The organism is Streptomyces sp. NPDC002958, assembly GCF_055563255.1.
Map to the genome: position 1 here is coordinate 66,058 of NZ_JBVHDS010000013.1, position 23,920 is coordinate 89,977.

Here is a 23,920-nt window from a genome sequence, read left to right on the forward strand (position 1 = left end):
TTATCCACAGGGGTAGCGGGGTCGTTCGCGGTTTGCCGTAGTCATCGGGTTGCATGGGGGCATGACCAACGCAGACCGCGCAGAGCTCAGGGCTTCGGCCGATTCCGTACTTGCCCGACTCGTCGGGGACACCTCAGGCGCTGCACGGCTGCGGGAGGATCAGTGGCGTGCCATCGAGGCGCTCGTCGCCGACAAGCGCAGAGCCCTGGTCGTCCAGCGGACCGGCTGGGGCAAGTCCGCCGTGTACTTCGTCGCAACGTCGCTGCTCCGTGCGCAGGGCGGTGGACCGACCGTGATCGTCTCACCGCTGCTGGCATTGATGCGTAACCAGGTCGCGGCAGCGGCCCGGGCCGGAATCAGCGCGCGCACGATCAATTCATCCAACACCGAGGAATGGGACAGCGTCCAGGCCGAGGTGGCGGCCGGGGATGTGGATGTGCTGCTGGTCAGCCCCGAGCGGCTCAACAATCCTGATTTCCGGGACGAGGTTCTGCCCCGCCTCGCCGCCGCGACCGGGCTGCTCGTGGTCGACGAGGCGCACTGCATTTCCGACTGGGGCCACGACTTCCGGCCCGACTACCGACGTCTGCGGACCATGCTGGCCGACCTGCCCGCCGGCGTACCCGTGCTGGCGACCACCGCCACCGCGAACGCACGGGTGACCGCGGATGTCGCAGAGCAGTTGGGGACCGGCGCGGGTACGGATGCGCTCGTACTGCGTGGCCCGCTGGACCGGGAGAGCCTCAGCCTCAGTGTCCTCCAACTGCCCACTGCCGCGCACCGGCTGGCCTGGCTGGGCGATCACCTCAAGGAACTCCCGGGATCGGGGATCATCTACACGCTGACGGTCGCTGCCGCCGAAGAGATCACCACGTATCTACGCCAGTGCGGGCACACGGTGGCGTCCTATACCGGCCGCACCGAGAATGCCGACCGCCAGCAGGCGGAGGACGACCTCCTTGCCAACCGTGTCAAAGCCCTGGTGGCAACGTCCGCGCTGGGGATGGGGTTCGACAAGCCCGACCTGGGCTTCGTCGTTCATCTGGGCTCCCCCTCCTCCCCCATCGCCTACTACCAGCAGGTGGGGCGCGCGGGCCGTGGCGTCGAGCATGCGGAGGTGCTGCTGCTCCCGGGCAAGGAGGACGAGGCGATCTGGCAGTACTTCGCATCGGTTGCCTTCCCTCCCGAGGAGCAGGTCCGGCGGACGATCGATGCTCTCGCCGAGGCCGGTCGTCCGTTTTCCCTGCCGGCTCTGGAGCCGCTGGTCGACCTGAGACGCACCCGCCTGGAGACCATGCTCAAGGTGCTCGACGTCGATGGCGCGGTCAGGCGGGTCAAGGGCGGCTGGGTCGCCACGGGTGAGCCCTGGGTGTACGACTCCGAGCGCTACACCTGGGTGGCCCGCCAACGGGCGTCCGAGCAGCAGGCGATGCGCGATTACGCGACGACGAAAGGCTGCCGGATGGAGTTCCTGCGCCACCAGTTGGATGACGAGGAGGCAACCGCCTGCGGACGCTGTGACAACTGCGCGGGTGGCCGTTTCGACAACCACGTGTCCGGTGCGGCCCTGGACGGTGCGCGGGGCGAACTCAGCAGGCCCGGCGTGGAGGTGGAGCCCCGCAAGATGTGGCCGACCGGCCTGGCTGCCGTGGGCGTCGACCTCAAGGGCCGTATTCCTGCGGGAGAACTCTCGTTCACCGGCCGTGCGCTGGGCCGACTCTCCGACATCGGCTGGGGCAACCGGCTGCGTCCGATACTGGCGGCGCAGACACCGGATGCCCCCGTCCCGGTCGACGTGACGAACGCGGTGGTGAGCGTACTGGCCGACTGGGCCAAGGGGGCCGGCGGATGGGCATCCGAAGCCGAGGACGCCTCACCCCGACCGGTCGGGGTGGTCACGGTCGCCTCGCACAGCAAGCCTCAGCTCATCCAATCGCTCGGCAGCCGCATCGCCGAGGTCGGCCGGATGCCCCTGCTCGGCAGCGTCACCTATGCGTCAGGGGCCGCAGGAGTACGGATCTCGCAGACCAACAGCGCGCAGCGGGTTCGGGCTCTGCACGAAGCACTGGTCGTGGAGCCCGAACTGGCCGACTCCTTGGCCGCGGCAGGCGGTCCGGTACTGCTTGTGGACGATCTCTCGGACACCGGCTGGACACTGGCCGTGGCGGCGCGGCTGCTGCGCCGGGCCGGGGCACAGGGGGTGTTTCCGCTGGTCCTCGCCGTTCAGGCGTGACAGCAGGCGTCATCCGGGCACAGCGTGGGCAGGGATATCAGAGTCATTCCGGCTGATTCCCGTCAGCTGCGCCAATTGCTCGTTGCCGCCCGCCGATACGCCAGGAACAATTGGACTCGCTCCCCGCACGGTCCCTTCGCGGCCCGGAAGGGCTGTGCCGCGGTGCGCCCCACTCGACCCTGCCCGCACCGTGCGCGCGTATGCGAAGGGAGGACCGTGACCTTCGGATTCGCTCCGTCCGCAGCCACTTCGATGTCGGCGTCTTCGGCATCCACCGACTCCGCCAACCGCCTTGCCAGGATGCTCGAACCGGCCGAGTGGGCCGAAGCGGGCATACCATTGCTGCGCAGTCCCCGCGAGGTTGTCAGCGGCCTGCACGCCCGGCACCGGCCGACCCCGGCCACCGCTGTCGTGGCCGTACTCGACCATGAGGAACGCCTCACGGCCAGCGCCTCGTTCGCCCGCCGTTCCACAGCCGCGGACGGCTGGGAGTTCCGCAATGCACTGTTGGCGCATTTGCGCCGGGTCATCCCGCACGACCTTCGCCGCCGCGCACCTGTCCGTACCGCAGTACTGCTCTACTGCCGCGAGGGCGACGAGCGTTGGACGGAGGAGGACGGAGCATGGATGTGGGGCCTGCGGGATGCCTGCACATTGCACGGCCTGCGATGCGGCGCGTACATCACGCTGACCCGCGACGGCTGGCAGGTGCTGGGCGAGGGCCGGGGCGGGCGTCGCCCCAACTCCACGTCACAGCCGTCCGCTCTCGCCGACACATCGCGCGACCATGATCCGTTCCCGCTGCGCAGCGGCGGCGGTGCAGCTCAGGTGTTGCGGCGCACCGCGGCCCACTGACCCGTGGTCGCGGGCCCGGCCGCCCTGCCGGGCAGCCGGGTCACCACGGTCCTCTGGACCCTGCGGCTCAGACGTTCGCACCGAGCACTGCGTTGATCCGCTGCGGGTCCCCGCACACGATCAGCAGGGCACCGGCGCGTTCACGGGCACTGGTCAGTGCGCCGGTAACGGCGTCACCGTCGCCGTTGATGGCGACGATCACCGCGGGACGGGGATTCACCCGGTCCATGGTCGCCGCACCGGCGAAGAAGACATCGTCGCCGGCTTCCTGCTGCGCCCAGTAGGCGGCCTCGCCGAAGGAGAGTTCGTGCGCGGCCCAGGGGTGCTGCTCACCGGTGGTGAGCACCAGGATGTCGCCCGGTGCGCGTCCGGAGTCGAGCAGCAGATCCACCGCTTCGTCGGCGGCGTCCAGTGCACTGGCGGCCGAGGCGGGGATCAGCTGGATCTGCGGTGCGGAACGATTCTCCGGCCGGGCCGCCTGCGGCTGGCCGGAGGTGGAGTGCGGGCGCTGCGCCGGAGGCGCGGGCCGCACGGAGCCGGGTCCCGGGCGACCGGGGCGCGGCGTGGCCGCTGAACGCGGACCGGGTACGGGACGGGGGGTCGACGCGGTGCGGCCTGCGGCCGGAGTGACGCGGGGACCCTGGGCGCTCTCGTGAATCTGAGGCTCCTCGGGGATGAGAGGCATGGGTGGTTGTCTATCAAACGCCGACACGCAAGGCATCAGCGGGTGGGTACATGTACGCGATCAGAAGTCGAAGCCGAGTTGGCCCCCGCTTTCCAGTGCAGCCGCCTCGGCAGAGAAGCGGACCTTCTTGAGGTGCTGCCACCTGGGCAGCACGTCGAGGTAGGCCCACGAGAGGCGGTGATGTGGTGTGGGTCCCCACTCCTCCAGCGCGGCCTTGTGTACGGGCGACGGGTAGCCGGCGTTGGCGTCGAAGGCAAAGGCGGCGTACTCGCCGGAGTCCGCGCCCAGTTCGGCCATCATCGTGTCCCGTCGGACCTTCGCGATCACCGAAGCGGCCGCGACCGCGATACAGGACTGGTCGCCCTTGATCACTGTGCGAACCTGCCAGGGCTGTCCCAGGTAGTCGTGCTTTCCATCAAGGATCACCGCGTCGGGCCGCACCGGCAGGGCATCGAGGGCGCGCACAGCGGCGAGGCGCAGTGCCGCCGTCATCCCCAAGTCGTCGATCTCCTGCGGAGAGGCATCACCCAGGCCGAACGCAGTGACCCAGTGCTCCAGCAACGGGGCCAGCTCCGCGCGGCGCTTGGGGCTGATCAGCTTGGAGTCGGTGAGCCCGGCGGGAGGTCTGCGAAGGCCGGTGACGGCCGCACACACAGTGACAGGTCCCGCCCACGCTCCGCGTCCGACCTCGTCGACACCGGCGACGATCTTGGCACCAGTGGTAGCGCGCAGTGAGCGCTCGACGGTGTGCGTAGGTGGTTCGTACGGCATGGCGCCTGTCAGCGTACGCCGATGGAAACGCCGACAACACCCCGGGGGCGCCCGACGGCCACGCCGGTCGCGGACGCCCGCGTGCAGTTTGCTGCGGTACACCGTCGCGGCCAGGGGTGGCGTCGGTGACCGGCTCGCTCATGGCTTCGGGCAACACATGGCCCAGCACGGTGTCCCGGCTGGAAACTTCCCTGGAGGACTGCGCCTACGAAGAGCTGTGCGCACGAAGTGGTGATCACGATGGCTTGCACCGGCGGAAGGAAAGCGCGAGTGCGAGTCACCGGCTGAAGGCTCTCAGCGGTATCTGCATCACATTCGTGAAGCACGGAACGCACCGGGGTGCAGGCCACCCCGCAGCGGCGCGGGGCGACCTGCACCGGTACGGCTCAGCTCACTGAGTGCCGTCCGTAGGGGTCGTATCAGTACGGGTCGTAAGGGTCGTACGGATCGTCTTCGTCACCGCCGCGGTCGCTGTCTCCGCCTCTCGTTCCCGCGCCGTCGCAGGACTCCACCAGATCGTTCGAGTTCCGCTTTCTCAGAATGTCCCGGGCCCGTGCCTCGCCCCAGCTGGTGGCGTACCAGGGAGCGTCGGAGGCTCGCAGCGACCGTTCGATGTCCTCGAGGGCGCAGGAGCGCAGCGGCTCGGGCAGCGTGTCCAGGGCCGGTACGGCGTCGGCCGAGAGGCCCCGCAGGTAGTCGATGTCGATCGAGCGGTCGTTGCGGTACCGCTGAACGTTCTGCTCCGCGATCAGCCCGTCGGGCGAGATCAGTCCGAACGCCAGTACAGCAACGGCCCCGCTCGCGGCGACGGCGCGCGGCAGCAGGCGGGCACCGAACACGCCGGCTGCCATGATCAGGACGAGCACCACGCCCAGCCAGAGTTCCACCGCAGCCACGGAGATGCGCAGCCGCGTCAGGCCGTACGCATCGACGTACAGGTCCATCCGCCTCAGTGCGGATGCCACGACGATGAGGGTGAGCAGGCACAGCGCGCCGAGCACGCTCCGTACGAGAGTGCGATCGCTCCCGCGTCCTCGAGGGGCCCAGCGCAGGGCGAGTGCGATCACCAGCAGCGTGAGGAGTGTGGCCCAGAGAAGCTGCCAGAAACCCTGCCGGGCGTACTGGGAGTAGCTGAGGTCGGTCTCGGCCATCACCTTGTCGTAACCGCCGAGCAGCACGGTGAGCTGAATGGCTATGAAGGCGGCGAACAGCAGATTCAGCGCGATGAGCGGCAGGGCCCATTCCAGCCGCCCGCGGGCCTTTCCCGGGCGGACGGTGATGCCGTCCCAGCGCACCGGGGCGGCCGCGGAGTACGCGGCGGCGAGCGCACCGACCAGGCCGATCACGAAGAGGAACACCCGCCAGGGGCTGTCGCCCACCGATATATCGGGGACCAGGTTACCGAGCACATCGGCGAAAGCGGCGTCGGCGCTTGCGAACAGCGCCCCGAACACGATGAGCAGGACGACCGCCACCGCGCTGGTGCGGAATACGACGCCCAGTCGGCCTCGGGAGCCCGCCATCCGCTCGCGCACGCCGCGCCCGCCCCAGGCCAGACCGTCGGCGATGGAGCTGAACAGGCCCAATGAGCCGAGAAATACCCCGAGCCAGCTGCGACTGCCGTGCAGGGCGAGTGAGCCCAGTGCGACGGCCGACACGACAGCGAGGAAGGTGGGCCATCCGGCGTCCCGAAGGGCCGGGACAGTGAGGAGCGCCAATCCACCGACCGCCCAGACAGCTGTCCATGGGCGCAGGCGGCGACCGGCCGCCTGCGCGGCGAAGAAGGACGCGAGCGCTGCGGGGACCGCGACGATCAGCAGATTCAGGGCAAGTCCGTCCCCCAGCAGCAGGGCGCCCAGCATCGCGGTGGCGAGGACGGAGTAGAGCGTCGAGCTCCGGATGGCGGCCGGCTTGGCCGGGCGCAGTCGCGAGAGCGCCGAGGCCTGGGGTGTGCCTTGCTGCCAGGGGTTGGGCGGGTGCTGTTGTCTGACCTGTTGCGCGTATCTCGGCACCTTCGGCGGCTCGGGGGCGGCGCCGGGAGGCTCCGGCAGCGGAGCCTTCGACAACGCGGCCGACTCGGCCGTCTCGGCCTGACCCGACGACTCCGATCGCTCGGAGACATCTTCCGGCCGGGGCGTTTCTGACATGTGATCGGACATGGGACCCCTCCCCCACCGGGGTCTGCGCACCCCGCCGCCGGGCGGCGCGGGGGCACCCCGGCGTCTCATTTCGGTGCACGCCCATCAGGATGACCACCAAGGGCGGGCGTGGCCGAAAGAGTAGCTTCCCCCTACCGTTTACGACCGCGCGAGGAAGGGCTGTGGCAGTACCGTGACAGTCGAATGGCCCGGCTGGAGCGCCGCATCGTCGGCGACTCCGCCGTCGCCTTCGCCCCACCGCCAGCACCGGTCCGGCAACTACCGCGGAAGCCAGTCCGGCAGCTCCTCCGTCCGTGCCGACCATTCGGCGGGCGGTGCGCTCGACTTGCCTGCTGCAACGATCCCGCCGACGATCGCACAGGTCGTGTCGACGTCACCGCCCGCTTGGGCCGTCACCCAGAAAGCCTGCTCGAAATCGCCAAGGCTTCGCGCCGCCGACCAGAGGGCGAACGGGACGGTGTCATGTGCACTGGTGCGTCGGCCGTTGCCGAGGACCGCGGCGACCGTCCCGGCATCGTCGTAGTCGAGCATGTCACGAGCCCGCCGCAGTCCGGCACCGACCGCGCTACGGGGTACGAGCGCGATCACACCGTCGAGGAGCTCTGCCGGGGTGGGCGGCCCCGCGGTCGCTGCCGCCAGCGAGGCAGCCGCGGCGACGGCCATCGCGCCCACAACCGCCTCGCGATGCTGATGCGTGGGGTACGAGGAGATCTCGGCCTGGTGTGTGGCCTGCTCCGGGTCGTCGGCGTACCAGGCACCGAGCGGTGCAATGCGCATCGCCGAGCCATTGCCCCAGGAACCCTGGCCGTTGAACAGCGCGGACGACAGCTCCCGCCAGTCGCCGCCTTCCCGTACCAGCCTGAGCAGCCGGTTCACGGCAGGGCCGTACCCCCGGTCGAAGTCATGGTGCTCGGAGAAGGAACGAGCGAGTGCGTCCTGGTCGATTCGCTCGTACCCCACCAGCACGGCCAGCACGGAAGCGGCCATCTCGGTGTCGTCCGTCCACTGCCAGAGCCCGGGTGGAAGTTCGCGCTGCTTCAGCAGCGGATAGTTGGCGGGCACAAAGAACTGGGAGCCCAGTGCATCTCCCACGGACAGCCCACGCAGGCTGGCCAGGGCGCGTTCGAAACGTTGGTCGGAAACAGAGTCAGCGGTTGTCATCGCCCTTCCACTCTATCCCGTGATGCCGTACGGCTCGGGGGTGCGCCAGCGCTCGAACGGCCGGTCAAGGGTGTAGCGCCCGTCCTGTCCGAGTATCAGCGTCCTGGTCTCTCCGTTGTCCGGATTGGACAGCGACTCGAACTCGGCCACCGACCAGTGGAACCAGCGCATGCAGAACAAACGCATGGTCAGTCCGTGCGTGACCAGCAGAACATTCGGCGGGTGGTCGGGGGCTTCGAAACTCCGGTGCAGGCTCTCCAGAAAGGCCCCGACCCTGTCGTAGACATCGGCCCCGGACTCTCCCTGCGCGAAGCGGTAGAAGAAGTGCCCGTACGCATCCCGGTAGGCCTTCTGCAGCCTCACATCATCCCGGTCCTGCCAGTTCCCCCAGTCCTGCTCCCGCAGCCGCGGCTCCTCCCTCACCCTCACCCGCTCGAGGTCCAGCCCGAAGGACCTGAACGTCTCGTGCGTGCGGCGATAGGGCGAGACATACACGCTGACCCGCTCGCCGTCGAACAGCTCGCGCAGTCGTACGCCCGTCTCCCTGGCCTGCCGCAGCCCTGTCGCGGTGAGCCTGAGCGCATGATCCGGCTCACGCTCGTACACCGTGTCATCGACGTTGCCCTCGGACTCCCCGTGCCGGACGAGGACAATGCGTTGCGGTCGTGCCATGTACCGACCCTAGATCGACTGCGGCTCATTCGAGCAGTTGTCCGGAATCCATCCGACGGATGTCGCCGTTGAAGCGGCGTCCCAGCAGCCGGTCGTGGGAGGCCACCACCAGCGAGCCCTGCCGGCGGGCCAGCGCTTCTTCCAGCGCCTGTACGAGTCCGAGCGCCGGGTGATGCGCGGGCTTGTCGAGCAGCAGCAGGACAGCAGGCCGGGCCGGCAGACGGGCGAAAGCGAACCATCTGCGCTGACCCGCGGACAGCGATCCGACCGGCACGTGGAGATCCCGGGACCGGAACAGCCCGTACGGAAGCAGCAGTTCCGCCTGCTCGTCGTCGGTGGGCGGCAGCCCTCGACCGCAGGCAGCGAGCACACTCCGCCGGGCGGTGCACCGGTATTTCCTGCGCGAGGCAGTCGATGCAGCCCCGCTGGATCGCTCGGCCCGCGTCCGGTTCGAGTGCGCCCGCCGCGGCGCGGAGCAGGGTGGATTTTCCCGCCCGTTGCCGCCGTGAATCAGCAGTCTGTCGCCTGCGGCCACGCAGAGCCAGTCCACCGCGAGTCGGTCACCGGCCCGTATGCCCATCAGGGACACCAGTTCCCCTTCGGTCGCGCCGGCCCTTGGACCGAGCGGTGAAGCGCAGCGGGCCGATGGCCCGGGGCCGGGCTCCTCCCTCAGTCGCTCCAAGCGCTTGCGCGCGTTGCGGATCCGTCCGGACACCGAGGCCTGGACCCGGCCTGCTGCCCGGTCTTACGCCATCGTGTTCTTGTCTCTGATGCCCCCGGCCGACCGCGACACCGTGAGCGGTGGTCGCCGTGTACTCCTCCAGTTGCGCCGCCTCTGGGCACCACTGCGCGTAGGACTGCTCCCAGCGCCTCCACGCGGCGCTCTGCTCAGCTGGAACCGGCACACGGGCGCGGGAGCGCTGGTCGGGGCAGTGACCTCACCCTTGTTCCTCAGGCTGTTCATCACCCGCGAGCCCATCGACGGGACGTCTGCCGACCTCGGCTGCGAACGCGGTGCTCGCAGCCGCCCGAGCAGGCGTGTTCACCACCCCGCCCGTCCCGGCCGAACCCGCCTGATCACTGACCGAAGCGGCCTCGGCGCACCGCCCGCCCGTACCGGCTCGTCCCGGCCGATCGCACCGCCCGCCCGCACCGATCCGCCCCGGCCGATCACACCGTCCAGGACGGCTCCAGTTGCACAACGTCTCCCGCTACAGCCGCCACATCGTCCTCGGTCTGCGCCCGTTGCGTCAGCCGCTCGATGCTCCCCGCCCGATACTTGCCACGCTCGGCGCTCGACTGCCACATGGACAACACGAGGAACTCGTGACCCGGCGCCTCCCCGAACACCCCGCGCAGCATGCCGGGCGAACCGGCCATAGCCGGGTTCCACACCCTCTCCTGCATCAATGCGAAATGCTCGACCCGGTCCTCATGCACCTTGCTGTGCGCCACCCTGACGACATCCGCATCGGTGAAGCGCGGCTCAAAACCGGTCTTCACATCGAAGCGGTACTCGAACAGCTTGACCTGGATGCTGCTGTACGTACCGGACTGTGCGGCAGCCAGCCCGTCGTGCGCGCGCGCCATGAACGAGTCGTAGAAGACGCGGTTCTCCCAGAAAGCGAAGACGTGCGCCACTTCCGGACGCCCTCGACTCCACCCGCCGCCCTGTCCCCTGAACCCCGGCTCACCCAGCAGCCCCGCCCACTTTCGCTGTCCCCGTTCAAAACCTCGACGATCCACCACGGTGCAACGAATCCACTTGACCAGCACCGCGCCATCGTACGGTGCCGAACGTGGCGCGGGTCATGCTCTGATGGAGTACACCCGAACCGAGCGCCGTGAACCGCAGAATGATCCCCATGTCCTCGCTGCACACCAACCCCCTGTTCTCCCGGCTCGAATCCGCACAACGCATCCTCGTCGCAGGTACCGGCGGCGGCTTCGACATCTATGCGGGACTCCCCAACGCCCTCTCCCTCTTCCACCAGGGCAAGCACGTCCAGCTCGCGACCTGTCGTTCAGTGCCATCGAAGGACTCCCTCTCGACGCCTGGCTCGCTCCGGACGTCGCCGTCATCACCCCCGAAACGGCGCTCCACCAGGCCTACTTCCCCGAACGCACCCTCGCCCAGTGGCTCGCCCTGCACGGCTGTCCGAGCAGTGTGCACGCCTTCTCCCGAGTGGGCGTGCAACCGCTGCGGGCCGCCTACCGGGCGTTGATCGAGAAGTACGACATCGATGCGGTCGTCCTGGTCGACGGCGGTACGGACATCCTCATGCGCGGCGACGAATCCGGCCTCGGCACACCGGAGGAAGACCTGACCAGCGTCGCGGCGCTTGCCGCAATCGACGTGCCGGAACGCCTGGTTGTCTCCCTCGGCTTCGGTATCGACGCGTATCACGGAGTGAGTCATGGCCTGGTCCTGGAGAACATCGCCGCACTCGAACGCGACGGTTCCTGCCTCGGCGCATTCTCCGTATCCCGGTACGACACGCGAAGGCGCCCTCTTCGTCGACGCGGTCGCACACGCTCAACACCACACCCGCGACCACCCCAGCATCGTCAACGGGTCGATTGTCGCGGCCGTCCAAGGAGCCTTCGGGGACGTACAGTTCACCTCGCGGACGCAGGGCAGCGAACTGTTCATCAACCCTCTGATGACGCTCTGTTTCGCCTTCGAGCTGGACGGAGTGGCCCGCAACTGCCTCTACCTCGACCGCATCGAGCGCACCCAGCTCATCCGTCAGGTCAGCAGCGCCATCGAGCTCTTCCAGGAAGAGGTCCGGCAGCGACCGCCGCGCCGTATTCCGCACTGAACCGCCGAACCGAGTGGCCCGATTCCGTCGCAGACGGCCAAGCCGGTTGGATCCACGGGCGGTTACGGACATGATCGGGTGGTACGAACGGCCCGACGGCCAGCGGCACACCAGGGAGGGAAGTCCGATGAGCACACCCAACAAGGACATCGAGAAGGTCGAAGTCAGGCTCAAATGGGATCCCAGCCCTTCGGGTGCGCCGGCCCATGACCTCGACATCATCGCGGCGACCTACCTCGCGGACGCACCGTACGGCAGTCCCGCGTATCTGGTGCACTTCGACAGCCGCTCACCGGACGGCACCATCACCCTCAACCGCGACAGCAGGACCGGCCAGGGGTTTGGTTTCGACGAAGTGATGACGCTGGAACTGGGCCGGTTGTCGGCCGCGTACACCCGGGTCGTCGTAGGAGTCGCCATTCAGCAGCGCGACGGACGCAGGACATTCGCCGAGATAGAGAGCACCGGTGTCCAGGTTCGGGAGGGCTACACGAATCTGGCAGAGGACGACTTCTCCGCGGTCGGCGCCGCCACCGCGGCAACCGTCGCCGAATTCATCCGCGGCGCAACCGGCGCCTGGGAATTCCACGGTACGGTCAGGGGCTTCGACGGGGACCCCGATTCATTCGCCGAAACGATGGGGAACCGTACGCCCTGAACGTGACGCGTGCAGGACATGGTCCGCACAACGCGTCCACGCAGCACACAGTCCCGTCCCGCCCAGGGCTGTGGCACGACGAAGGGGACCGACCGTCGGTCCCCTTCGTACGCGCTGCTGATCAGCTAGGCGTGCCGGCTACGTCGGACATCGTGTCCCACGCGACTGCGCCCGATGTCAGCTGCAACCGCTGGTCGAGCCGCAGCCCTCGCAGATGTAGCAGGATCCGGCGCGCTGCATCTTCGTACCGCAGGAGAAGCAGAGCGGCGCGTCCGCGCTGATGCCCAGCTGCATCTCGACGAGCTCCGCCGAGGTGTGCGCCGTCTTCGGGGCCGGCTTCTCGGCCTCCTGCACGGTGGCCACCGCCCTCAGGGGCTCCGTCCGCACCGGGGCGGACTGGGCCAGGCCTTCGACGTCCAGTTCGTCGTCCTCCAGGGAGGGCTCGTACGAACCGGTGTCGAGGTGGCGCTGACGCTCCTCGGCCGAGTGGATACCGAGTGCCGAGCGGGTCTCGAAGGGCAGGAAGTCCAGCGCGAGGCGGCGGAAGATGTAGTCGACGATCGACTGCGCCATCCGCACATCCGGGTCGTCCGTCATACCGGCCGGCTCGAAGCGCATGTTGGTGAACTTCGAGACGTACGTCTCCAGCGGGACGCCGTACTGCAGACCGACCGAGACGGCGATGGAGAAGGCGTCCATCATGCCCGCGAGGGTGGAGCCCTGCTTGGACATCTTCAGGAAGACCTCGCCGAGACCGTCGTCGGGGTAGGAATTGGCGGTCATGTAGCCCTCGGCGCCGCCCACCGTGAAGGAGGTGGTGATGCCGGGACGGCCCTTGGGGAGGCGCTTACGGACCGGGCGGTACTCGACGACCTTCTCGACCGCGGCACGGATGGTCTCCTCGGCCTTGGCCGTGACCGCGCTGCTTTCGGACTTGTCCTTCTCCTTGGTCTTCGCGGAGAGGGGCTGGCCGACCTTGCAGTTGTCGCGGTAGATCGCGAGCGCCTTGACGCCCATCTTCCACGCCTCGAAGTAGACCTCTTCGACATCCTCGACGGTGGCCGTCTCCGGCAGGTTCACCGTCTTGGAGAGCGCGCCGGAGATCCACGGCTGGATGGCGGCCATCATGCGCACGTGGCCCATCGCGGAGATGGAACGCTCGCCCATCGCGCAGTCGAAGACCTCGTAGTGCTCGGCCTTCAGACCAGGGGCGTCGATCACATTGCCGTGCTCGGCGATGTGGGCGACGATCGCCTCGATCTGCTCCTCCTGGTAGCCCAGGCGGCGCAGGGCCTGCGGAACAGTGCCGTTGACGATCTGCATCGAGCCGCCGCCGACCAGCTTCTTGAACTTGACCAGGGCGAGGTCGGGCTCGAGGCCGGTGGTGTCGCAGGACATCGCGAGACCGATGGTGCCGGTGGGCGCGATGACCGAGGCCTGCGCGTTGCGGAAACCGTTCTTCGCGCCGAGGCGGATCACGTCCTGCCAAGCCTCCGTCGCGGCGGCCCAGATCGGGTTGTCCAGGTCGTCCATGTGGACGGCCGCGGCGTTGGCGTCGGCGTGCTGCTTCATGACGCGCTGGTGCGGCTCCGCATTGCGGGCGTAGCCGTCGTACGGGCCGACGACCGCGGCGAGCTCGGCGGAGCGCTTGTACGAGGTGCCGGTCATCAGCGAGGTGATGGCACCGGCGAGGGCACGGCCGCCGTCGCTGTCGTAGGCGTGGCCGGTCGCCATCAGCAGGGCGCCGAGGTTGGCGTAACCGATGCCCAGCTGACGGAAGGCGCGGGTGTTCTCGCCGATCTTCTGGGTCGGGAAGTCGGCGAAGCAGATGGAGATGTCCATCGCGGTGATGACCAGCTCGACGACCTTGGCGAAGCGCTCGGACTCGAAGGACTGGTTGCCCTTGCCGTCGTCCTTGAGGAACTTCATCAGGTTCAGCGAGGCCAGGTTGCACGAGGTGTTGTCCAGGTGCATGTACTCGCTGCAGGGGTTCGAGCCGTTGATCCGGCCGGACTCCGGGCAGGTGTGCCACTGGTTGATCGTGTCGTCGTACTGGATGCCCGGGTCGGCACAGGCCCAGGCCGCCTCGGCCATCTTACGGAAGAGGGACTTGGCCTCGACCTCTTCGATGACGTCACCGGTCATCCGGGCACGCAGCCCGAACTTGCCGCCGGACTCGACGGCCTTCATGAACTCGTCGTTCACGCGGACCGAGTTGTTGGCGTTCTGGTACTGGACGGACGTGATGTCGTCGCCGCCCAGGTCCATGTCGAAGCCCGCGTCGCGCAGGGCGCGGATCTTCTCCTCCTCCTTCACCTTGGTCTCGATGAAGTTCTCGATGTCGGGGTGGTCGACGTCGAGAATGACCATCTTGGCCGCGCGTCGGGTGGCGCCACCGGACTTGATCGTTCCGGCGGAGGCGTCGGCACCGCGCATGAAGGAGACCGGGCCGGAGGCGTTGCCGCCGGAGGACAGCAGCTCCTTGGAGGAGCGGATACGGGAGAGGTTCAGGCCGGCGCCGGAGCCGCCCTTGAAGATCATGCCCTCTTCCTTGTACCAGTCGAGGATCGACTCCATGGAGTCGTCGACGGCCAGGATGAAGCAGGCGGAGACCTGCTGCGGCTGGGACGTACCGACGTTGAACCAGACCGGCGAGTTGAAGCTGAAGATCTGGTGCAGGAGGGCGTACGCCAGCTCGTGCTCGAAGATCTCGGCGTCCGCGGGAGAGGCGAAGTAGCCGTGGTCCTCGCCGGCCTTGCGGTACGTCTTCACGATCCGGTCGATGAGCTGTCGCAGACCGGTCTCGCGCTGCGGGGTGCCGACGGCCCCGCGGAAGTACTTGCTGGTGACGATGTTGACCGCGTTCACCGACCAGAAGCCGGGGAACTCGACGCCACGCTGCTCGAAGTTGATCGAACCGTCGCGCCAGTTGGTCATGACGACGTCACGGCGCTCCCATGCCACCTCGTCGTACGGATGCACGCCGGGGGTGGTGTGGACGCGCTCGATACGCAGACCCTTGCTCGGCTTGGATCCCTTGGCTCGGGAACCTCGTGCCGGGCCGCTCGCCGTCTCTGTCATGCCGCCTCCCATATGTGGGCAAAAACGCCCTGAAGTGCCCAGATCTTCCCAGGGCACAGTCTGTCTCTGATGCTTCGGGTGCCACGCACAGCGCCCGGAGCAGGTCTATATACAGCCGCGCTGTCGCCGATCCACGGACCCGTGTCGATCGGCCGGTGTCGCTCAGTCGGCGGCGACGGCGGGAACGGGTACCTCAAGGGTCTCGCCGGTCCCGCGTTCCTCCACGGGAGGCCGCCGCTCGCGGAGTTCCGCGATGGCGGCCTCGAAGTCTTCGAGCGTGTCGAACGCCCGGTACACGGACGCGAATCGCAGGTACGCGACGAGGTCGAGTTCCTGCAGGGGGCCGAGGATGGCCAGACCCACGTCATGGGTGGTCAGCTCGGCGCTGCCGGTGGCACGCACCGCCTCCTCGACACGCTGGCCGAGCTTGGCGAGGGCGTCCTCGGTGACCGGCCGCCCCTGGCATGCCTTGCGCACACCGGAGATGACCTTGGTACGGCTGAAGGGTTCGGTCACGCCGCTGCGCTTCGCCACCATCAGCGAGCAGGTCTCCACCGTCGTGAAACGGCGGGAGCAGTCGGGGCACTGACGGCGACGGCGGATCGACGTGCCGTCATCGGTGGTGCGACTGTCGACGACCCGGCTGTCGGGGTGCCTGCAGAAGGGGCAGTGCATGGCTCCCAACCCTCCTTCACGGCACGACTGAATAGCCTCTTCGGGGCCGCCAGGGCCCCTCGAAGCAGTCTCAAGCATAGGCGATGGCTGCACCCCCGGCGGACCGAGGACCACAACTTCTGGGCAGCTGGAACAATCCAACCACTAGATCTTGGGTTTGGTCGCGCATTCGGCCCTAGCGCGTGTCGCGCCTCACGGGCAGATCGCAGGCAGCCTACGGCCGAGCACGAGGTTACGGGAACCGCGCTGCTGCCAGGATCGTGGGGCTCCTGCCGTCAGACCTCGGACCAACGATCGGGAGACCACCCCGCGCGGCGATACCGCGTCGGCGAACGCTACCGTAATGATCTGAATTGCCGGTCGACCCGTCCGACCACGCCAACCGGTCGCCCCGAGCAGGGTTCCGGCCGCTCCGGCTCGTCGCGCATACACCCAGCAGTGAACACACGACAGACTTTTTTTCGTTTTTCACTCGAACGTGTGTTTGGCGCAACCTTTCGAAAGCTACTACCGTTGTCCAGCTAGGGAGACCATTCGAGAGGGGCCGACGTGACCACCACCGCAGACAGTGCCACCATCACTGCCCAGGACCGCTCCCAGAGCCGATTCGAGCCGGTGCATGCCATGAATGACTCAGTCACGAACGCGGAGGGGCCGGAGCCCGTGCGCCCGGCGCGCTCGTTGCCCGGCCGACCTCCAGGAATCCGGGCGGACAGCTCGGGGCTCACGGACCGGCAGCGGCGAGTGATCGAGGTGATCCGGGACTCCGTGCAGCGGCGTGGGTACCCGCCCTCGATGCGGGAGATCGGTCAGGCGGTGGGCCTGTCCAGCACGTCCTCCGTCGCCCATCAGCTGATGGCCCTGGAGCGCAAGGGTTTCCTCCGCCGCGACCCCCATCGCCCGCGGGCGTACGAGGTCCGCGGTTCGGACCAGCCCAGCTCGCAGCCGACCGACACAACCGGGAAGCCCGCGGCGTCGTACGTGCCGCTGGTCGGCCGGATCGCAGCCGGCGGCCCGATCCTCGCCGAGGAATCGGTCGAGGACGTCTTCCCCCTCCCCCGCCAGCTGGTCGGTGACGGAGAGCTGTTCGTCCTCAAGGTCGTCGGTGACTCGATGATCGAGGCGGCGATCTGTGATGGCGACTGGGTCACCGTGCGCCGCCAGCCCGTTGCGGAGAACGGCGACATCGTGGCAGCCATGCTGGATGGTGAGGCCACGGTCAAGCGCTTCAAGCGGGAGGACGGCCATGTCTGGCTGCTCCCGCACAACTCCGCGTACCAGCCGATCCCGGGCGACGAGGCGACGATCCTCGGCAAGGTGGTGGCAGTGCTTCGGCGGGTATGAAGACTCGCCGGTCTTGACCGGGCCCCGGGATCCACTGCGCCGATCCCGGGGCCCTGCCTGTGCCGCCAGACGCCCGACTACTGGTTGTCGGCCTTGGCCGCAGCGTCGATCGCCGCGAGTGAGCGACGTGCCTGGTTGCGGTCGGTGGTGTACCAGAAATCCGGGAGGGAGGCGCGCAGGTAGCTGCCGTACCGGGCGTTGGCCAGCCGCGGATCGAGCACCGCGACCACCCCCTTGTCGCCCGTGGCCCTTACCAGTCGGCCGGCGCCCTGAGCCATCAGCAGTGCGGCATGTGTCGCCGCGACGGCCATGAATCCATTGCCTCCCGCTTCTTCCACCGCCTTCTGGCGTGCGCTCATCAGCGGGTCGTCGGGGCGTGGGAACGGGATCCGGTCCATGACCACCAGCTGGCAGCTGGCCCCCGGCACATCGACGCCCTGCCAGAGCGACAGTGTGCCGAAGAGGCAGGTCTCGGGATCGGCTGCGAAATTCTTGATCAGTTCTCCCAGGGTCTCCTCGCCCTGCAGCAGGATCGGCTTGTCGAGTCTGCCGCGCAGTTCCTCGGCGGCGGCCTGCGCCGCCCGCATGGACGAGAACAGCCCGAGGGTGCGACCGCCCGCCGCCTCCACCAGCTCGGCGAGCTCGTCCAGCATGTCGGTGCGGGAGCCCTCCCTGCCGGGTGTGGCCAGGTGCTTGGCGACGTACAGGATGCCCTGCTTGGGGTAGTCGAAGGGCGATCCGACGTCGAGGCCCTTCCACTGCGGGATGTCATCGCCCGCGGTCCCTTCGGGGGCCAGGCCCAGGGACGCTCCCACCCCGTTGAAATCTCCGCCGAGCTTGAGCGTGGCCGAGGTGAGGACGACGGACCGGTCGGCGAAGAGCTTCTCACGCAGCAGTCCGGAGACGGAGAGCGGCGCGACCCGTACCGAGGCGCCGAATCGGTCATGGCGCTCGTACCAGACGACGTCGTACTCCGAGCCCTGGGTGATGCGCTCGGCGACGCCGTGAATCGTCTCCACCGATGCGAGTGCCTGCTTGCGGACGGCGTCCTCGTCCTGGACGGACTTGTCGCGGGTGGCGCCCAGGGCCGAGATCACCGTACGCGCGGCGTCGCGCAGCGCCAGCAGTGCGTAGCCGAGGTCCTCGGGGACCTCCTCCAAGCGGCCGGGGAGCGCCAGCTCCATCACCCGCTCGAAGCCCTCCGAAGCGGTCTGCAGGGCGTCGGCCGCCTTCTCGTTGACCAGCTTCGCCGCTCTGCGCACCGCGCGGTTGACCTGGCCGGGGGTGAGCTCGCCGGTGGCCACTCCGGTGACCCTGGAGACCAGCTCATGGGCCTCGTCGACGATCAGTACCTCATGCTGCGGAAGCACGGGAGCGCCCTCGATGGCGTCGATGGCGAGCAGGGCGTGATTGGTGACGACGACATCGGCGAGCTTGGCACGCTCACGGGCCAGCTCCGCGAAGCACTCGGCGCCGTACGCGCACTTGCTGGCGCCCAGGCACTCGCGGGAAGAAACGGAGACCTGCGCCCAGGCACGGTCGGAGACGCCCGGGGTGAGGTCGTCCCGATCGCCGGTCTCGGTCTCGTCCGACCAGTCCCGCAGCCGCAGCAGATCCTGACCGAGCTTGCTCGACGGGGCCGCGGCCTCGAACTGGTCGAAGAGCCCCTCCTCCTCGTCCTGCGGCACTCCTTCATGGAGTCGGTGCAGACAGAGATAGTTCGAGCGGCCCTTGAGCATGGCGAACTGGGGGCGCCGGCGCAGCAGCGGGTGCAGGGCGTCGACCGTACGCGGAAGGTCGCGCTCCACAAGCTGGCGCTGCAGCGCCAGCGTCGCCGTGGCCACCACGACGCGCTCCCCGTGCGCCAGCGCGGGCACCAGGTAACCGAGGGATTTGCCCGTGCCGGTGCCGGCCTGGACAAGCAGATGGGCATTGTCGTCGACGGCCTCGGCAACGGCCTCGGCCATGGCGGCCTGGCCAGGCCGTTCCGCACCGCCGACGGCGGTCACGGCGGCGTGGAGGAGCTCGGGGAGGGATGGCTTTGTCATAGCCCGACCACCCTACGGGGCAGCACTGACAACGGCGATCACTCCCGGACTCGGACGGAGGGGTGGAGCGGGTTCGGAACAGTCCCGTGAATGGCGGCGTGCGGGCGCCGAGGTCGGTCCCTGTAGCCGTCCACATGCAGGCGGTTGCGGTTGAGACAGAGACGTTCGATGCGCGGTGTCAGCATGTCGAACATCTCGAACCTCTCCTTCAGCTCGGGAAAGCGGGCGTGGTGCCGCATGATCTCGGCCCGCACAAGTGACCAGAAATCGGCCTCCGGGACACCCAGCTGTTCCTCGCACAGCGGGGACAGGAAGCGGAAAACACCGATGAACAGTCCGGAGTGGATGAACTGGGTGAGGAAGGAGGGCTCCTCGGTGAGCAGGATGCGGCGTACGTCCTGCGGCATCGACTCGTGCTCCGGCAGCGGCTGGGCGCTGATGTTCACATCGTCCACGAAATCCTTGATCGCCAGGCGCACCGGTACGTCCTGGTCGTCGAAGACGACGATGGCGTTCTCGCCGTGCGGGGAGAACACGGTGCCGTACCGGTAGAGGAAGTGCAGCAGCGGCGGGAGCAGCGCAGCGAAGAGCCGGGTCAGCCATGCCGTGGGCGTCAGTCCCGAGCGGGCGACGAGCTCGGCGGTGAAGGCGCGGCCCTGCGGATCGGTGTGGAGCAGTGAGGCGAGGGTCCGGGCCCGCTCGCCCGGCGCGAGCCGGGGCTGGAGCGGTTCTCGCCAGATCGCGCCGAGGATCTCCTTGAACTGGTACGGCGCCTCGGGAAGGTGGTCGTAGAGCGGATGCTCGACGGTCACGGAGGCCACCTCGCCGAGCAGGATGACCCCGCAGGCGTCGCGCAGAAAGGCGTCCTGGTCACGCAGGCCCTGGACCCAGGTGGTGACGGCGGGAGCGGCGAGGGTGCGCTCGGTCGGCAGTCCACGCCAGACCAGCGTGTTGAGGATCGACAAGGGCAGTTTGACGGTGTGCCGGTCGGGGCGGGCCACGTTGGTGAAGGTGCGGATGGACTGCTGCGGCAGCCGGAGGTCCGCGTCGGTGTGGAGCGGAACGATGTCTCCCGCGGCAATGGCCGGGGCGAAGACCGGAACGATCCATTCATCCCACTGCCAGGGGTGCACGGGAAGGCAGAGGTAGCTGCCGGCATCGAGGTCGCGGGCGCGGAGCAGGGCGGTGAAGGAGTCGCGGACCGACGGGTCGAGTTCCTGTGTGTACAGCTGCTCGGGCGTGGCCAGGCCGGTGGCTCCGCGGTAGGCGGCGATCCGGGTGGAGACTGCGATCCACGGCAGTCTGACCGGCCGCCGGGCCTCGGGTGTGTAGCGGGAGGCGTCGGCGGCCGAGAAGCCGAGACGCCCCTTGTTGGCGACGAGCCAGGGATGACCGGTCTGGTGCCCTTCCAGCTCGGCGTAGTCGAGGTCGGCCAGTCGGGCCGCGGAGAGCGCGGTGTGGTCGAGCCGGGCGTCGGCGGCGAGGGTGGTGGTGATCTCGCGGATGAGATGGCCGAGGGTGGCGCCGTCGATTTCGAGGAGGTGGCTGGCGCGGGCGAGGAACTGAAGCGGGTCGCGGAAGGGGGCTGTGGTGGCGTTCCGGTCCCCGAGTGGCTCGGCGGGCGCGCCCCGGTCGCTGTCGTACGTCGCCCCGGTCGGCGTCTCCCGGGCGCTCTCGCGCATCTCCAGAATCGAATCGGGGGCGATGTGCCAACTGCCGTACACGCCCCGCCGGGCACTGAAGCGCAGGGTTCCACCGTCGTCGAGCCCGAGTGTGTACGTGTCACCGCCGTCGGCCTGCCGGACCGGCTCGATGACTTCCTCGTAGGCAAATTGACCGAGCATCTTCGCGAGCAGCCGGGCGGCGGCTCCGTCCCAGACCGTTTGGTTCAGTTCTGGCGTGCTGAGCAGCGCGGCAGACACCGCTGAATCATGGCTCGCAGGATATTTCGGCACGGGGACTCCTCGGGATGGAACCGATGGGGTTCGAGCGGTGTATGTAATGCAGCAGATCGTTCACAGCTGGTCACGGTGGCTTCGGTCGCGGACCATCAGGGCGGCCCGTTTGTCGGGGAGTTCGACTTCCGCGGAGAAGCGGAAGCCGGCGCTCAGGAAGGCGGAGACGGACGGGGTGTTACGCAGATCGGGTTCTGCGACAACACGCGCGCACAGGGGGCGGTTGTCGAGTACGAGGTCGGAGACGGCTCGGAGCAGGGTGGTGCCGACGCCGCGTCCGCGATTGTTCACGCCACCGATGAGGAGGTGGACTCCGGTGTCGTGCGGGCGAGCGGGGTAGTGGCGCGCCAGCGGATCGAGATCCGCTCGGTAGATCTCCCAGTAACTCATGGGGATGCCTGCCAGTACTCCGAGGCAGGGGACGCTGCGCCCGTCGCCGTTGAGTTGAGGGCGCAGATGGTCGGCTGTGGCGGCTTCGGATCCGGCGAGTTCCCAGAATGCGGCGACCGCGGGGTCGTTCATCCAGCGACTGATCACGGCGAGATCGCGTTCCATGCGCACGGGAACGAGTTGGAACACTCCGGCCGGGGTGGTGACCGGTCTCCAGTCGGCCGGGTGGTCGAGCAGATCGGAAGTGGCCGATCTGCTCGTGGTTTCCTGCGTGCCTGCGACCGGGCCCGCGTCGTCCGGTTCAGATGACGCGGGCACATTCGGCGGCAGAGGCCGTGCTGCGGTGGCCGGTGTGTCCTCCCCGAACAGGGCGAGAAGTTCTTCGGAGAGCGGCAGGTCCAGGGTGTCCTCGCCGCCCGTTTCGACCTGTGGGGCAAGGCCGGTACCGGCGTCGGTGTGCGCATCGGCGGGAGCCATGGTGTTGCTCTCCTCTAGGCGGTTCGGGCGGTGGTCATGTTCCTTCAGGCACACAAGGGGTTGGCGATGGTGACGTAGACGGACTGGGTGTCGACAGGCCCGACGAGTTCGTCGAGGCCGTGCAGCCGGGTCAGCAGGTTTGCCTTGCACCGCAGATGGGAGTTCTCCAGCAGATGTGCGGGCAGCGGGGAGCCCAGTGCGGTGGCCGAGCCGAGGAAACGACGGAACGCGGCGATGAGCACGTGTTCATCGGCGAGGTGCTGGGCGCCGAAGGCTCCGATCAGGCCGAACACATTGTTGATGCCGAGGTAGTAGGCGAAGCGCTCGTTGGTGACCGTGTCGGAGACGAAGGTGTCGCTGACCGATCCGATGCCGGGGAGCCGGTGCTCCAATGCCGCGCGGTAGGACTCGCGGAAGTAGTAGCCCTGATTGTCGCGATATCGGCCGCCGACGGGCCAGCCGTGCGGATCGAGCAGCACCAGGGTGTTCTGCTGGTGGGCTTCGAGGGCCACACCTGCGTGGGCGTCGAGCCAGAGCACAGGGCGTACGACACGGTCGAGATAGCGCAGGAACCACTCGGTGGCTACGGCTCCCACGGCTCTTTGGGTGGCAGCGGCCAGGGAGAGAACGATCTCGGCGAGGCGTGAGTGCATACCCTTCCGGCCCGGCCAGGGGCGTGGGGCGGTGAGGGCGGCGATGCAGACCGCGTCGTCGAACGGACCGAACGGGTTGTGGCGCAGCATCACGTCGAGGCCCGCGACGGGTTCGCCGTCCGGGCCGTCCACGGCGAGCCAGGCGGGGTCGCGCACGATGTCGAAGCCCGGGTGGACGGCATGCCACTGCGCGGCGAGTCCGCTGCGCAGCAGTCGGTGGACCTCCACTCCACGGTGGAGTTCCTTGCGGAGATTCTCACGACGGGAGTTGGTGATGCGGACGCCGAGGGAGAGCTTGAGCATGACCTCGGCACCGGGCCGGTGCACGGTACGCACCGAGGAGGTGGGGTGCCAGTACTTCCCGTGCGGTCCGAGGTCATGCAGGAGTCCGGCGTCGAGCAGGGCAGCGGCTCCGGGCCGGTGTCCGAGCTCGCGGGCCTGCCAGGGGTGGAGCGGAATCGGCGCGGTGTTGTCGGGGAGTTGCAGTCCTTCGGCATGGGAGGTGATCAGTTCCGTGGCCGACACGGGACGGCCTGAGTCGGTCCAGGCGGAGTCGGTGGCCAGCACGGACCGGTCGACGGCCATCCAGTGCAGCGGGAAGGAGCCGTGCAACTCGGGTGAGTAGAGGCGGGATTCGGCGTCGGAGAGGCCTTCGCGGCTCTTGGGGGTGGGGTGAAGCGGGTGTCCGAGCAGAAGTGACTGTTCGGCGGTGAGGAAGAGGTCCGCTTCGGCCGGGGCATCAGGGGTGCGGCGCCGCTCGGCGATGAAGGCGGCCGTGCGCTGTACGGAGTCGGCGACCCGGGCCACCATGTCGGCGCCTTCGTTGCGGTCGGCCTCTCGGCCCAGGAGGGCGGCGACCGTGACGGCGTCGGTGGGCGGTGCTCCTTCGGGTGCTCCCTCCAGGGCGGGCATGCCGAAGCGGTGCCAGCCCGTGGCAGACCAGTAGAGGACGGGGACCAGCAGAGCGGTTCCGCTGGCGGGGAGGGCGATGCGGAGTGTGTCCGCCTCCGGCCCGGGCAGGTCGCTCTCCCGGACCCAGCAGCGGAGCAGATTCTCGACGCCCGCCGTGTCGGCGGCCCGCAACGGGTCCGGATGGTCAAGGAGGTCGGCCGATGCCGCACCGGTGGTCATGGGCTGCGGGGCGTACCGCTCGTCGTTCGGTGCCACCTTCTGGCGGGGCACGATGGTCTGCTCGACGACGAGGGGGCCGGTGAGCCCGGCCTGCCCTCGCTGCTGGGTGGGGGGAGGGCCGTCGCCCTGGGGCGCGGGGGTGGGGTTCAC

Annotated in this window: 17 protein-coding genes and 1 pseudogene; 5 read left to right on the forward strand and 13 right to left on the reverse strand. The window is 68.5% G+C overall.

Annotation, left to right across the window (positions count from 1 at the left end):
* Positions 1-61 precede the first annotated feature (61 nt).
* Positions 62-2,233 carry a RecQ family ATP-dependent DNA helicase gene (locus ACZ3IC_RS22390; protein ID WP_467418465.1) on the forward strand — a complete coding sequence of 724 codons (2,172 nt, stop codon included), beginning with the start codon at positions 62-64 and terminating at the stop codon, positions 2,231-2,233.
* 216 nt (positions 2,234-2,449) lie between these two features.
* Positions 2,450-3,088, forward strand: a complete 639-nt coding sequence (locus tag ACZ3IC_RS22395) for a hypothetical protein (protein WP_467418466.1) — start codon at positions 2,450-2,452, stop codon at positions 3,086-3,088.
* A 67-nt stretch (positions 3,089-3,155) separates the two neighbouring features.
* Here ACZ3IC_RS22395 and ACZ3IC_RS22400 read toward each other — a convergent pair whose 3' ends face one another.
* The 7 genes from ACZ3IC_RS22400 to ACZ3IC_RS22430 all read right to left on the reverse strand — a co-directional run bounded on the left by ACZ3IC_RS22400 (position 3,156) and on the right by ACZ3IC_RS22430 (position 10,312).
* The gene (locus ACZ3IC_RS22400; protein ID WP_467418467.1) at positions 3,156-3,773 is read right to left on the reverse strand and encodes a hypothetical protein; all 618 of its coding nucleotides are present in this window, start codon (positions 3,771-3,773) and stop codon (positions 3,156-3,158) included.
* 60 nt (positions 3,774-3,833) lie between these two features.
* On the reverse strand, positions 3,834-4,544 hold the full coding sequence (locus ACZ3IC_RS22405; protein WP_467418469.1) for a ribonuclease HII: 711 nt from the start codon (positions 4,542-4,544) through the stop codon (positions 3,834-3,836).
* A gap of 419 nt (positions 4,545-4,963) precedes the next feature.
* A complete protein-coding gene (locus ACZ3IC_RS22410; RefSeq protein WP_467418471.1) occupies positions 4,964-6,703 on the reverse strand; it encodes a DUF4153 domain-containing protein in 1,740 nt (579 codons plus the stop codon).
* Positions 6,704-6,961: 258 nt separating this feature from the next.
* Positions 6,962-7,864, reverse strand: coding sequence for an ADP-ribosylglycohydrolase family protein (locus tag ACZ3IC_RS22415; protein WP_467418473.1), 903 nt, complete (start codon positions 7,862-7,864; stop codon positions 6,962-6,964).
* 12 nt (positions 7,865-7,876) lie between these two features.
* Positions 7,877-8,536: a histidine phosphatase family protein gene (locus ACZ3IC_RS22420; protein WP_467418474.1), complete on the reverse strand. Its 660-nt coding sequence runs from the start codon at positions 8,534-8,536 to the stop codon at positions 7,877-7,879.
* Positions 8,537-8,561: 25 nt separating this feature from the next.
* On the reverse strand, positions 8,562-8,906 hold the full coding sequence (locus ACZ3IC_RS22425) for a hypothetical protein (RefSeq protein ID WP_467418476.1): 345 nt from the start codon (positions 8,904-8,906) through the stop codon (positions 8,562-8,564).
* 800 nt (positions 8,907-9,706) lie between these two features.
* Complete coding sequence (locus ACZ3IC_RS22430; protein ID WP_327258682.1) at positions 9,707-10,312, reverse strand: YdbC family protein; 606 nt, start codon at positions 10,310-10,312, stop codon at positions 9,707-9,709.
* An 89-nt stretch (positions 10,313-10,401) separates the two neighbouring features.
* On the opposite strand from ACZ3IC_RS22430, the pseudogene ACZ3IC_RS22435 reads away from it, so the two are divergent.
* Positions 10,402-11,358 (forward strand): annotated as a pseudogene (locus ACZ3IC_RS22435) (DUF1152 domain-containing protein).
* A gap of 127 nt (positions 11,359-11,485) precedes the next feature.
* On the forward strand, positions 11,486-12,016 hold the full coding sequence (locus ACZ3IC_RS22440) for a TerD family protein (protein ID WP_467418479.1): 531 nt from the start codon (positions 11,486-11,488) through the stop codon (positions 12,014-12,016).
* A gap of 177 nt (positions 12,017-12,193) precedes the next feature.
* On the opposite strand, the gene ACZ3IC_RS22445 is transcribed toward ACZ3IC_RS22440, so the two are convergent.
* Both ACZ3IC_RS22445 and nrdR read right to left on the reverse strand, forming a co-directional pair.
* Positions 12,194-15,097, reverse strand: a complete 2,904-nt coding sequence (locus tag ACZ3IC_RS22445) for a vitamin B12-dependent ribonucleotide reductase (protein WP_467418481.1) — start codon at positions 15,095-15,097, stop codon at positions 12,194-12,196.
* A 162-nt stretch (positions 15,098-15,259) separates the two neighbouring features.
* Complete coding sequence (nrdR, locus tag ACZ3IC_RS22450) at positions 15,260-15,772, reverse strand: transcriptional regulator NrdR (RefSeq protein ID WP_467418483.1); 513 nt, start codon at positions 15,770-15,772, stop codon at positions 15,260-15,262.
* 549 nt (positions 15,773-16,321) lie between these two features.
* On the opposite strand from nrdR, the gene lexA reads away from it, so the two are divergent.
* Complete coding sequence (lexA, locus tag ACZ3IC_RS22455) at positions 16,322-17,116, forward strand: transcriptional repressor LexA (RefSeq protein ID WP_467418484.1); 795 nt, start codon at positions 16,322-16,324, stop codon at positions 17,114-17,116.
* 77 nt (positions 17,117-17,193) lie between these two features.
* Here the strand turns inward: lexA and ACZ3IC_RS22460 are convergent, their stop codons facing one another.
* Genes ACZ3IC_RS22460 through ACZ3IC_RS22475 form a run of 4 tightly spaced genes read right to left on the reverse strand, consistent with a single transcriptional unit; the run spans position 17,194 to position 23,920 of the window.
* On the reverse strand, positions 17,194-19,164 hold the full coding sequence (locus tag ACZ3IC_RS22460; RefSeq protein ID WP_467418486.1) for an ATP-dependent DNA helicase: 1,971 nt from the start codon (positions 19,162-19,164) through the stop codon (positions 17,194-17,196).
* Between the two features lie 38 nt (positions 19,165-19,202).
* Positions 19,203-21,119 carry an IucA/IucC family protein gene (locus tag ACZ3IC_RS22465; RefSeq protein WP_467418488.1) on the reverse strand — a complete coding sequence of 639 codons (1,917 nt, stop codon included), beginning with the start codon at positions 21,117-21,119 and terminating at the stop codon, positions 19,203-19,205.
* Between the two features lie 60 nt (positions 21,120-21,179).
* Positions 21,180-21,986, reverse strand: a complete 807-nt coding sequence (locus ACZ3IC_RS22470) for a GNAT family N-acetyltransferase (protein WP_467418490.1) — start codon at positions 21,984-21,986, stop codon at positions 21,180-21,182.
* Between the two features lie 44 nt (positions 21,987-22,030).
* Complete coding sequence (locus ACZ3IC_RS22475; RefSeq protein WP_467418492.1) at positions 22,031-23,920, reverse strand: IucA/IucC family protein; 1,890 nt, start codon at positions 23,918-23,920, stop codon at positions 22,031-22,033.